Raw genomic sequence first — 11,088 nt, 5'->3', positions numbered from 1 at the left:
TCCCGAGCTCACGGGCGAGATCGTCCATGCTCACCCGCACGGAACCCGGCGCGAAGAACAGCCGGCCGGCCGCCTCCACGATCACGTCAGCACGCTGCCCGCCACGCCCGGAAACCCGGGAAACTGATTTGGTTTCCACAGTTTCCAGGATGACTCCCCGCCTATACGCTGTCAAAGCACGCCTTTCGGACACGTGGGGAGCCGGCTCGCGGGGCGGCACACACCTCATGCGAAGACCGTGTTCGTCTCGTGCCGCCCGTCAGCGCGCCGGGAGCTGGTCGTAAGTCCTGAAGGTGTAGGTCGCGTCGTACGTCATCAGATTGCCGCTCGGCGCCGGGAGCCCGAGCCGCCGGTTGAGCGGTCCGGTCATCGGCCCGCAGTCTTCAGCGGCAGGAGCGGCGAAGGTGTCGTCGTACGCCGAGAACCTGATCAGCGGCGGATTCGTGGAGATCCACTGCGAAGGGCCCGATCGCTTCAGCCGGAAGTCGACCGGTGCACCGGCGCCGATGGTGCAGCCCTGCGGCAGCCGCGGGCCCATCAGCCTGAATCGCAGGCTGAACTGCCCGGTGTAGAAGTCGGATCGGCCGCCGTACTCCGGCTGGATCGCCAGCCTCAGCCGCCGCGCGCGCTCGCCTTGCGCCGTACCGGACACCCCGCCCAAAACGGCGGTCGGCGCGCTGTGCATCGCACCCCACACCTGCCCGTCGGCGCCGTCCGGGAGCGGACCCTCGGCGTGCGTCATGGTGATCGGAGCGAGAGCCACGGTGACCTTGCCCACCGTCAACCGCGGTGCGGCAGTGTGCACTTCGCATCTCCAGCGGGCCGGGTCGACCCCGGCGGGGAGGGCCGGGCAGTCGCTGAAATCAGCCGCGGGCTGCGCGACGGCAGCCGTGTCGGCGGGGGCAGGCGGCTCGGCGTACGCGAAGCTCGGCGTGTACGCCCCCGCAAGCCCCGTCAGGGCGACGACACCCGCGAAGGAGACCGCGGCGCGGCGGGCGAAAGGGAAGCGGGGCTGATCGGCAGTGGTGTTCGGCATGGTCATCAGCCTGCTGCCCACCGCCCGCCGACCACCATCGGTGACACCCCTGCCCCCACCCTGAGCCGACCCTGACGCCTTGTCAGGGTGCGGCCCCAAACGGAGAGCGGCCGAAATCCGCGGACGCGGAGGTCTCCACGGCGGCCGGGCAGCACCACGACTCCCCCGTACTCCTCACCTCACTTGATCCGGCTCTCGAGTCGCAGGGGTGCCCCTCCCGCCGGGGGCGCTGCGGCGGTGTGTCATACGGCCTCTTCCGGGTCCTGGGGGGACGGCGGGGTGACGGGACCGGGTGTGACCTGTGCGCTCGCCGCGCCCGCGGCGGCCAGGAAGAGTCCGGTGACCGCGGCGACGGCCGCGACCGTACGGGAGTGCCTCATGCGCGTGCCTTCCGTCTGCGTGGGCTGTGCGTGGACGAACCTCGACGCCCCAGCCTGGCCCGGGGCGTCGCAGAGGCCCTCGAAACCTGCTCGAGAGTGGCTCGAACGATCTCCCGAATCGGGCGAAGCGTTCGTTCCGGAGTGCTTCAATGGCCCCCGGCAGAGCCTGAATTGACCAGCACTGACCGGCAGGGAGCGAGCACGGGGATGCGGAAGTCGTACTACGCGGCACACGTCTACATGATCCTGGGAGTGGTCTCCGGGCTGTATTACCGGGAGTTCACCAAAGCCAACGATTTCACCGGCGACACCCAGCTGGCGCTCATGCACACCCATCTGCTCGCGCTGGGCATGATGGGTTTCCTCATCGTCCTCGCCCTGGACAAGCAGTTCACCCTGTCCGGGACGAAACTGTTCACGTACTTCTTCTGGTTCTACAACGTGGGCATCGCGATCACCGTCGCCATGATGTTCGTCCACGGCACCGAGACCGTGCTCGGCGACCATGTCCCCGAAGCGGTGCTGCTGACCGCGGGCCTCGGGCACATCCTGCTCACGGTGGGACTCATCCTGCTGTTCGTGCTGCTCGGCAAGCGGCTGAACGAGTCCGCCGGGGCGGGCCCCGCCGAGCCGGAGCAGGAGAAGGAGACGGCCAAGAGCCCCGTCTGACAGCCCCGTCCGACAGCCCCGTCCGACAGCCCCGTCCGACAGCCCGGTCCGACAGTCCGGTCCGAACCGGCTGCGGCCCGCACGCGTCCGGCCCGCCCGGGACGGGACGGGTCGCCGTCTTGGCGGACGAAGGGGCCGCTGTCCCGAACCTGGCGGGCCGGCCTGCTGTTCGGGGCCGGGCGGACCGGTCCCGCCGGGTCAGACGGGCTGGGCCGCCGGGCCCAGCAGCGCGTCGGTCAGGGCGGCCAGCCGCTGCCGCGCCGGATCCGGGCGCAGGCGGCCCGCCCGGGTGAGGGCGGCCAGGCCGTGCCAGGAGCTCCACAGGACCTCCGCGAGCAGCCCGCCGTCGCGGCCGGCCGCGACGGGCTCGACGGCCTGTCTGATCTCGGCGAGGACGTCCGTGAGCGGCGCCGGCGTGCCGGCCGCCCCGGTGGTGTCCTCTCCGGTGTCCTCGCCCGGGTCGAGGGTGAGCATGGCCTCGTAGAGGACCGGTCCGCGCTCGGCGAAGTCGACGTAGGCGCGGGCGACCGCGCCCAGTGCCTCCTGCGGGTCACCGGCTTCCTCGCGGGCGGTGCGCAGCGCGGCGGCGAGTTCGGCGAAGCCTTCCAGGGCGACCGCGTGGACGATGGCGTCCTTGTTCTTGAAGTGCTGGTAGAGCACCGGCTGGCTGTATTCGATACGGTCCGCCAGGCGCCGTGTGGTGACGTGGTCCCAGCCTTCGGACTCGGCCATCTCACGGGCTGTGGTGAGGATCAGCCGGTGGCGCTGGGCCTGCTCGCGAAGGCGTCGCTCTCGGGGCGTCATGAACCGAACTTTAGCACTTTCGGCGAAAATCCAGCTGTCAGTGATAGAGTCCCTGCCTTTGAAATCGGCTGCTGCCGTACGGGAACGGCGGCTCTGCGCGGGGCGGGTTCGAGCGGTCTTCGAGGCACGGGCGCCAGGATCGGGGCACGACTGCCCACAGAGAGGGCCACCCCATGCTGACCCCGACTCCCCTGGAGGAGCTGCTCGACCTGGCCGCGGACGTCATCGGCTGCGACCGGCGCGCCCTGCCGGCCGGGGCCGCGGGTTCCCCCTTCATCACGCTGGGCGGCGGCCTCACGCAGGCCGTGCGGCTGCAGGCGCGCGCCGGCCGGCAGCTGGGCCTGGCCGTGGACCTGGCGCAGCTGCTGGGTCCCGCCCCGCTGGCGGACGTACTGGCCCGGGCCGTGCCCGTCCCTGCCGTGGCGCCCGGGCTGCCCGCAGGCGCGGGCGCGGTGCGGGCGTTGCTGCCCGGGCAGTCGGCGGCGCTCGCCGCCGAGCGGGAGGCGGGTGCCGGTGCGGTGTGCCGGGTGCTCAGTGCCGAGCTGGCCGGGCCGCTCGACGCGGGCGCGCTGCGCCGTGTGCTCGCCGCCCTCGGTGCGCGGCACGAGGGCCTGCGGACCGTGTTCGCGGATGCGCCGCACGGCCCGGTGCGGCGGGTTCTCGCCGCCTGTACTCCGCCGCTGGTCACTCTGGAGGCGGCGGGAGCGGGCGGGGCCGGGGACCCGGTGGCGGCGGTGCACGGGTATCTGGCCGCGCGGGCGCGGCAGTTGGTCGGCCGGCCGGGCCGGCCGCCGCTGGCTTTCGCCCTGAGCCGTCTGGCCGGCGGCGCGCATCTGCTGTCGTTCGTGTACCACGACGCGGTGGCCGACAGCTGGTCGGCCGCGCTGCTGTGGCAGGAACTGCTCGCCGACTACGACCGTGCCGTGCACCGGCGCCCGCTGGTGCGGGCGGTGCGTCCCGGGCCGGACGCGGCGGGGCGCGCCGCGGTGGCCGGCCGGCCGGGCGGGCTGCGGGCGCCGGCGGCCGCGCGGGCCGAGCGGCTGCGCGGCTTTCCCGCCGCCGTGGACCTGGCGGAGGGTGCGCCGCGGCCCGCCGTGTTCGATGTCCGCGGCGAGCGGCTGCACGTCGGCCTCGACGTGCGGCTGCGGGACGCGGCCGACGCGACGGCCCGGCGGGCGGGTGTGCCGCACGGCACGGTGCTGCTGGCGGCGTGGGCGCTGGCCGTGGGCCGGCGCGCGGGCCTGGAGCGGCTGCTGGTGGGCTGCGAGGTGCCGCGCCGCGCCACGGCGGCGCTGCTGGGCACCCTCGCGCCGTGCTCGGCGACGGTGCCGGTGGGCTGTGAACTGGAGGGCGGCGTCGACTACTTCCTGCGCGGGGTCGCCTGCGCGTTCAGCGAGGCCCTCGGCTGCGCGGACCTCGACACCGCCGAGCTGGCGCGCGAGCTCGGGGTGCGCCCGGACCGCTCCCGGCCCGTCCTGACACCGGTGACGTTCGCGGCCCGCGACGAGCTGCTGCCCGCGAGCGTGCGGGCGGGCGCCTTGAGCGCGCGCTTCCACCACGGGCACGCCGGCGCCGTCACGGCGGACGCCGCACTGACCGTGCTGCGCTGGCGCGAAAACCCGCTGCTGCGCCTGGAGTTCGCCCCCGCGGTGCTTTCCCGCACGCGGGCCGTGCGGCTGGCCCGCGAGGTGCGCACCGCGCTGGCCGCGCTGACCGCTGCGCCCCCGCACACCCCGGTCGACGACCTGCTGCCCGCCCCGGCCGGCGCGCGCGATCTCGCCCTGCCGCTCTCCTAGGGTCCGTCTTCGAAGATGATCGGATGGTGGTTCATGGTCGTGTGATACGTCGTCATGAACTCACCGATCAGGAGTGGGAGTCACTTGCTCCGCTGATACCGCGGGCTGCAACGGGCCGACCGCGTGTGGAGGACCGGCAGGTCATCAACAGCATGGTCTGCAAGATCCGCACCGGGATCTCCTGGCGTGACCTGCCGGAACGCTACGGACCGTGGAAAACGGCCTGCACCCGCTTCCGCCGCTACGCCCTGGACGGCGTGTTCACCCGGGCCCTGCAGCAGATCCGGGCCCACGCCGATGCGGCCGGGGACATCGACTGGCTGGTGCAGATCGACTCCACCATCGTCCGGGCCGCCCGTTCGCGATCCTGGTGACACCAGGACAACGCCACGACAGCATCCGCGCACGCCCTCTTCTGGAACGGATCCACGTTCCCCGCACCGGCCCGGGCCGGCCGCGCTTGGCGGGTGGGGTCGCATCCGCTCAGACCGCCAAGGGCGGAAGGTGTGTCGGCAGCCGTGCGTGGAACGCGAACGTGGCGCACACCGCTCTCATATCGTGCAAAATTCAATTACACTTCGAGTGTCACCGACTGCGGGACTGAGACGGCTGGGACCACCCGCCCAAGGGTGTGATGTGCAGCCGGACTCTGGCGCGATCAGCGCATCCGCTGCACGAATGACCCACGTTGCCGGGGCGGCCTGTGACACAGAGCGGTGCGGCATCGCCAAATTCAGGGAGTCCGTGTGGAGATAACCGAATCGGCCGCCCTTGACGCGCAACAGCCTGCGCGCTCCTTCAGCAGTGCGGCACGCTGGCTCACTGAGCACGTCGGGCAGGAGTTCCGACGCAAGACCGGCATGTGGCAGATCCACTACGAGATGCTTTCTTGGCTGTCGGAAGCTCCTGACGGGCAACTGGGCCTGACCGAGTTGGCTCGCCGGATGGGGATATCGACAAGCAGACTCTCCCATCTGGTGGACCGCGCACGGGAGCACGGTTGGGTGGAGCGCGTACCGGATCCTGTCGGCCGTCGTATCGTCCTCGCCAGGCTGACCGGCACAGGAAGAGATGCTGTGCAGGCAGCAGCTCCCCTCCAGCTTGCGTGCGTGCGCTCTCACTTCCTCGATCGCCTCACCCTTGCCCAGGTGGAGCAGCTGCGCGAGATCAGCGAGGCCCTTATCGGGTCGGTCGACCAACAGGATGAAGGCGGCAGTACCTTCTGAGAAGGTTGGGGCGGACCCTCACATACCCCGGTCAGCGAGTCCTGCTGGGCGGACCGTGTGATGCATCAGACGCGCCGTCACTTCCCGAGATCGTCGTTGGCGTCACGCAGTTCACGCATGGCATCGGCGAGCTCGGCGAACCCGTCGCGTCCGAGGGGGGTGAGGACTCGGGCGCGCATGATCTGCGTCACCAGCTGGGAGATGGCCCGGGCCATGTCCTTACCCTGGTCGGTCAGTTCGAGGTAGATGAGGCGTCGGTCATCCTGGCAGGTCATACGCCGGGTCAAACCGGCGTTGCAGAGCCGGTCGCCGACCTTGGTGAACCCGCCGCTGGACTTACGTGTCTCGTGTGCCAGGCGTGTCATCGGCATCCGGTACTTGGGGGCATTGAGCAAGCGCACCAGGACCTCGGCCGCGCCCGGGCCGAGGTTGAAGCGATCGGTCAGCTCGCTCGCGAGGGAGTCATGTGTGGCGTGGAAGCCCTGCATCACCAGCATCCACCAGTCGAGCAGTTCACGATCAATGTCCTGCTCGACACCTCGGTCGTCGCCACTGTCGGCGGGGGGCGGTGGTTCCTCGCCCTGCCGACCCCTCGTTTCGCGCTCCACAACAGTCTTAACGTGCGGGTGGCGCGAATGTTCCTGATCGCTTCAGTGGTGAGGGACCGGCTGTGCGAGAAGGGCGCGGGTCATCAGCCCACTGGAAACACCGAGGCCGACGGCCGCGGCTGCCCACCATGGGGCCCAGGGAAGCAGACCTATGGCCTGGTCGACCGACCAGCGGCCGGGTCCGGTGAGCGTGAGCACGGCCGGCAGGAGCATCAGGATGAGCGGGTACTCGTAGCCGTTGTTCTGCACCCAGAGGCCGTTGCGCCACTTCACCGTGACCGCGACCGTCATGACTCCCCCTGCGATGGTGGCCGCCAAGGGGGTGAGCGCTCCTGCACACAGCAGAAGTCCCGCGGCTGTCTGTCCGCCTCCCGCGGCGGCCGCAGTGAGCCGGCCGCCGCAGAATCCGTCTGCTCGGAACTCTGCCGCTCCGCCCTCGATGCCATGGCCTCCGAGGCGGTGGCTGACCTTCTGGATCCCATGCCCGACGAAGAGCAGGCCGACGGCCAGTCTCAGGATGAGCAGTCCGGTGTTCATCACACTCTCCTCAAGCGTGGGTGGCTGGTGCAGCAGCGATGAGCTGCGGTGGGCTGCGGTGGGCTACAGCACGAAGCAGGTGTCGAAGATCTCGGTCGGAGCCTCGGGGGCGAAGCCGCGCCGGGCGCGCCAGTGCCGGTGCTGTTCGGACTCGGCGACGGCCTGGCCGAGCAGTTCGGCCTGTCGCGCCCCCGAGATGCTGGGCTTGACGGTGGCCTGGTAGCCCCCGTAGTGGGCGACCGGGCTCCATGCCGGGCTGATCGCCGGTATCGCCTCGTCCAGGCCCTCGTACTCGGCGGCGGCGTAGACGATGCGGCCGCCGGTGACGGTCAGCAGGGACTCGATGTGCGGGATGTCCTGCTCGGGGACGGTGAGGAAGTCGTCGGACAGGACGGCGAGGTCGCCGTAGAAGCCGGGCCTGAGGATGCCCTTGACGTCCCGCTCTCCGGTGAGCCGGGCGCCGGCCTGGGTGTACATGGTCAGTGCGGTCTCGCGGCTGACCCGGTTGTCCGGCGGATAGATCGTCAGATCGCCGACGGTCCGGCCGGAGACCAGCCAGTGCAGCGCGACCCATGGGTTGTAGGAGGACACCCGGGTGGCGTCCGTGCCGGCGCCGACGGTCAGGCCGCGCTCCAGCATGGCGCGCACCGGCGGTGCCTCTGCGGCGGCCTGGGCGCCATAGCGGCGCACGAATGCCTCGCCCTGGAAGGACATCCGGTTCTGGATCGACATGGCGCCGCCGAGTGCGGCGATGCGGTCGAGGCTGTCGCCCGAGACGGTCTCCGCGTGGTCGAACAGCCAGCGGTTGCCGGCGGGGAAGAGACCCTCGGCGGCGAGCTTCTCGAAGACCGTAAGGTCGCGGCGGATCGTCTCGTCGTAGGTGGCGTGCAGTCGGAAGCCCCAGCCGTTCTCCATCAGCAGCCGCACTGCCTGCTCAAAGTCCCCCTCGTAGCCGGCGGCCAGTTCGGGCCGGGGCTCCGTGAAGTTCTCGAAGTCGGCTGCCGACCACGTCAGGTTCTCTCCGGCCCCGTTGAGCCGGAGCCACTCGTCGCCGTCCCCGGGGTGGACCATGCCCATCCAGCGCTTGAGGTCGTCGATCTCCTGTCCCGCGGTCTGCGGGAAGAGGTGGTAGGCGATGCGCAGCGACAGCTGGCCGGCCTTGGCGAGGTCGATGACGGTGCCGTAGTTGTCGGGGAAGTTCTGAAAACCGCCGGCGGCGTCGATGGCCGAGGTGAGACCGAACCGGTTCAGCTCGCGAAGGAAGTGCCGGGTGGAGGTCTTCAGGTCCTCTCCCTGCAGGGTCGGTGCCGCGGCAAGGGTGGAGTAGAGGATCAGCGCGCTGGGGGCGGCCAGGAGCATGCCGGTCGGCTCGCCGTCACGGCCGCGCACGATCTGCCCGCCCCTGGGGTCCGGGGTGGCCCTGGTGTAGCCGGCCGCTTTCAGCGCCGCGCGGTTCATCAGGGCGGACTGGTACAGGTGCAGTACGAAAACGGGTGTGTCCGGCGCGGCCGCGTTCAGCTCGGCCAGGGTCGGCAGGCGCTTCTCGGCGAACTGGTCCGCCGACCATCCGCCCACCACCCTGACCCACTGCCCCTTGGGGGTGCGGGCGGCCTGCTCGCGCAGCATCGCCAGTGCCTGGCGCAACGTGGGCACACCGTCCCAGCGCAGTTCCAGGACGTAGTTCAAGCCGCCGCGGATCACGTGGAGGTGAGAATCGTTGAGGCCGGGGATGACCCGGCGGCCCAGCGCGTCGACCACCCGGGTGCGGGCGCTGATCAGGCCCGCGACGTCCTTGTCGTCACCGACCACGGTGACCTTGCCGTCTTTGATGGCGACGGCGCTGGCCTGCGGGTTCACCGGGTCGCCGGTGTAGACCTTGGCGTTGCGGACCACGAGGTCGGCGACGTGATCATCGTTGACAGGGGGGAGGCCAGCCACAGGCATAGTGGCCATGGAAATCATCTCCAGTGGGGGGTGCTCAGAAGCTGTGCGAGGGGTGAGGCGGCTGTTGCGGCCGCAGTGGGGCGGGACGTGAGCGGGGCGTGTCAGCGGGAGGATGAGCTGCGCGGCACGGCCAAGGCGGCGGCAGCGGTACCGAATGTGCTGACCAGCAGGGGCCAGCCAAGCCCCGTGTGTTGCACGAGCAGGGCTCCCCCGAATGCGCCGGCCAGCATCGCCAGCACCGAGACCAGACGGCGGCCGGCACGCGGATTGGTGCCGCCTGCCAGAGTCGAGTCGGAGGCCAGCCCGGTCAGCGTGAGTGTCAGCACCGTCGTGGTCACATCCGGTACGGCGAGTTTGCGGACCGTCCCGTTGCGCAGGCCCATGGCCAATGCGATCAGGGCGATGAGCACATGGACCGCACGGCTCGCGGTGAAGGCGACCGTGGTGGCCGTGGCCAGGAGCACTACTTCCAGCACCAGGATCCAGCGCAGCCAAACCGGCGAAGTGCGGCGGCGCATAACGGTTTCCAGACGGCCGGCGACCCCGGCTCCGAGCAGGAAGGCGACCAGCGACACCACCGAGCCGAGCACCGAGAAGCCGGGGACGCCGACCGCGGCGAAGCCGATGATGACCACGTTGCCGGTCATGTTGGCGGTGAAGACGTGTCCCAGCCCCAGATAACTGATCGCGTCGATGAGGCCGCTCACCGCCGTCACGATCATCAGCGCCGGCAGCAGCGGCTCACGACCGCCCGGCGCGCCGGGTGCCGAGGAATGATTGAGGTTCACTGTCGTTCCCTTGGGCCACAGCCCGTGTCCGGTTCGGGTTGATCTCGCATGCAGACGTGGTGCGACGTATCGGCTGGACGCCCTGCGGCAGGATCTTCGCGAGTGCCCTCGTCCGCCCGGCCGGCAGCCGCGCGGACGAGGCGTTCGGGCCACTCGCGCGCAGTTCGACGCCTGCCTGCGACATGTGGCGTTCGCCCTGCGGCGCGGGATCATTTCCGCGCCGCTGAAACCCCGGGCATCGGGCGCATCGAGGTCCTGCTTGGCCGGCCGGCGCCGGCCCGGGGCGGAGCGCCCTCGGGCCCGGCGGCCCAGCGGGCCGGCGGTCAGCCCGCGGCGTGGGCGCCGATGACGGACTGGGCGTAGACGACGCCGAGACCGTAGGCGCCGCCGTGCTCCTTGACGATCTCCATGACAGGGAGGTACGTCTCGGCACGGGCCCAGTCGCGCTGCAGCTCGAGCAGCACCTGGATCCAGGTCACCGGCACAGCACCGGCACTGACCATGCGCTCGATGGCGTGCTCGTGCGCCTGCGGGCTGATGCCGCCGGAGGCGTCGGCCACCACGTACACCTCATAGCCCTGCCCGAGCGCGGACAGCACCGGGAGCACGAGGCACACCTCGGTCCAAAGGCCCGAGATGATGATCTTCCTGCGGCCCGTGGCCTTGATCGCCTCGACGACCGCGTTGTCCTCCCAGGCATTCATCGTGGTGCGGTCGATGATCTCCCCGCCCGGGAAGACCTCGGCCAGCTGGGGCAGGAGCGGGCCGGAGAACGACTCGGCGGCCACGGTGGTCAGCACCACCGGGACGCCGAACGCCTTGGCCGCCTTCGCCAGGCCAACGGTGGCATTGACGATCGCAGTGCGGTCGCCACTGCCGGTACCGAAGAACATCTGCGGCTGGTGGTCGACGAACAGCATCACCGAGTTGTCGGGAGTCAGCAGGTCCGGGCTGGGAGCGGCCTTGACGTTGGCGATGTTGAACATGATGGGTTCCTTTTCTTCTGGTACAGGCAGGGACACACGCCTGGCGTGTCTGCCGGCGGGTCCGCCGAAGAGGCGGCCGACCCGTGCGAGCAGTCCCTGCAGTCGGTTCTTGGATGCCGGCATCGCGGCCTCCTTGGGTGTCACGCCGGGGCGGGTGGCCCGTCCCCGGGTAGGACGCTCACACCAATCAATCTTCCACGCGAGATGCTTCCGTGCAAGAAGTTGAATTGTGAACCAGATGGGAGGTGTGTCACGTGAGGGGTGTCACTCCGCGCCTGCGGACTCATGAGCCCACGGCTTCGCCATGTCCCCCG

General features: G+C 70.6%; 12 protein-coding genes. 4 read left to right on the top strand and 8 right to left on the bottom strand.

The genetic code is table 11. The features are described 5' to 3' along the window. Nucleotides 1–259 precede the first annotated feature (259 nt). Complete coding sequence (locus ACFVWD_RS12695; protein ID WP_389595641.1) at nucleotides 260–1,036, bottom strand: hypothetical protein; 777 nt, start codon at nucleotides 1,034–1,036, stop codon at nucleotides 260–262. 242 nt (nucleotides 1,037–1,278) lie between these two features. Further along, on the bottom strand, nucleotides 1,279–1,416 hold the full coding sequence (locus ACFVWD_RS12690; protein ID WP_389595639.1) for a hypothetical protein: 138 nt from the start codon (nucleotides 1,414–1,416) through the stop codon (nucleotides 1,279–1,281). Nucleotides 1,417–1,623: 207 nt separating this feature from the next. Between ACFVWD_RS12690 and ACFVWD_RS12685 the strand changes: the two genes are divergently transcribed. Next, the gene (locus tag ACFVWD_RS12685) at nucleotides 1,624–2,085 is read left to right on the top strand and encodes a DUF2871 domain-containing protein (protein WP_143610907.1); all 462 of its coding nucleotides are present in this window, start codon (nucleotides 1,624–1,626) and stop codon (nucleotides 2,083–2,085) included. Nucleotides 2,086–2,283: 198 nt separating this feature from the next. Here the strand turns inward: ACFVWD_RS12685 and ACFVWD_RS12680 are convergent, their stop codons facing one another. Beyond that, nucleotides 2,284–2,889, bottom strand: coding sequence for a TetR/AcrR family transcriptional regulator (locus ACFVWD_RS12680; RefSeq protein WP_389595637.1), 606 nt, complete (start codon nucleotides 2,887–2,889; stop codon nucleotides 2,284–2,286). A 173-nt stretch (nucleotides 2,890–3,062) separates the two neighbouring features. Here ACFVWD_RS12680 and ACFVWD_RS12675 point away from each other — a divergent pair, with 173 nt between their 5' ends. From ACFVWD_RS12675 to ACFVWD_RS12665, 3 genes are all read left to right on the top strand, one after another. Next, nucleotides 3,063–4,685: a condensation domain-containing protein gene (locus ACFVWD_RS12675; RefSeq protein ID WP_389595635.1), complete on the top strand. Its 1,623-nt coding sequence runs from the start codon at nucleotides 3,063–3,065 to the stop codon at nucleotides 4,683–4,685. Between the two features lie 23 nt (nucleotides 4,686–4,708). Then, complete coding sequence (locus ACFVWD_RS12670; RefSeq protein ID WP_389595633.1) at nucleotides 4,709–5,059, top strand: transposase; 351 nt, start codon at nucleotides 4,709–4,711, stop codon at nucleotides 5,057–5,059. A gap of 372 nt (nucleotides 5,060–5,431) precedes the next feature. After that, nucleotides 5,432–5,911 (top strand): MarR family winged helix-turn-helix transcriptional regulator, encoded by a 480-nt coding sequence (locus ACFVWD_RS12665; protein WP_389595631.1) that lies wholly within the window; start codon nucleotides 5,432–5,434, stop codon nucleotides 5,909–5,911. A 77-nt stretch (nucleotides 5,912–5,988) separates the two neighbouring features. On the opposite strand, the gene ACFVWD_RS12660 is transcribed toward ACFVWD_RS12665, so the two are convergent. From ACFVWD_RS12660 to ACFVWD_RS12640, 5 genes are all read right to left on the bottom strand, one after another. Further along, nucleotides 5,989–6,519, bottom strand: a complete 531-nt coding sequence (locus ACFVWD_RS12660; protein ID WP_205522497.1) for a MarR family winged helix-turn-helix transcriptional regulator — start codon at nucleotides 6,517–6,519, stop codon at nucleotides 5,989–5,991. 42 nt (nucleotides 6,520–6,561) lie between these two features. Further along, a complete protein-coding gene (locus ACFVWD_RS12655; RefSeq protein WP_389595629.1) occupies nucleotides 6,562–7,056 on the bottom strand; it encodes a DoxX family protein in 495 nt (164 codons plus the stop codon). A gap of 63 nt (nucleotides 7,057–7,119) precedes the next feature. Next, on the bottom strand, nucleotides 7,120–9,009 hold the full coding sequence (locus ACFVWD_RS12650; RefSeq protein WP_389595628.1) for an amidohydrolase: 1,890 nt from the start codon (nucleotides 9,007–9,009) through the stop codon (nucleotides 7,120–7,122). Nucleotides 9,010–9,101: 92 nt separating this feature from the next. After that, the gene (locus tag ACFVWD_RS12645; protein WP_389595656.1) at nucleotides 9,102–9,722 is read right to left on the bottom strand and encodes a YoaK family protein; all 621 of its coding nucleotides are present in this window, start codon (nucleotides 9,720–9,722) and stop codon (nucleotides 9,102–9,104) included. A 389-nt stretch (nucleotides 9,723–10,111) separates the two neighbouring features. Then, nucleotides 10,112–10,774: a hydrolase gene (locus tag ACFVWD_RS12640; protein WP_389595627.1), complete on the bottom strand. Its 663-nt coding sequence runs from the start codon at nucleotides 10,772–10,774 to the stop codon at nucleotides 10,112–10,114. Between the last annotated feature and the right edge of the window lie 314 nt (nucleotides 10,775–11,088).

Source organism: Streptomyces sp. NPDC058086, from assembly GCF_042885015.1.
In the GTDB taxonomy this organism is placed as follows: Bacteria; Actinomycetota; Actinomycetes; order Streptomycetales; family Streptomycetaceae; genus Streptomyces.
The sequence above is the reverse complement of the archived record's forward strand: the minus strand, read 5'-3'. Positions and strand labels throughout refer to the sequence as shown.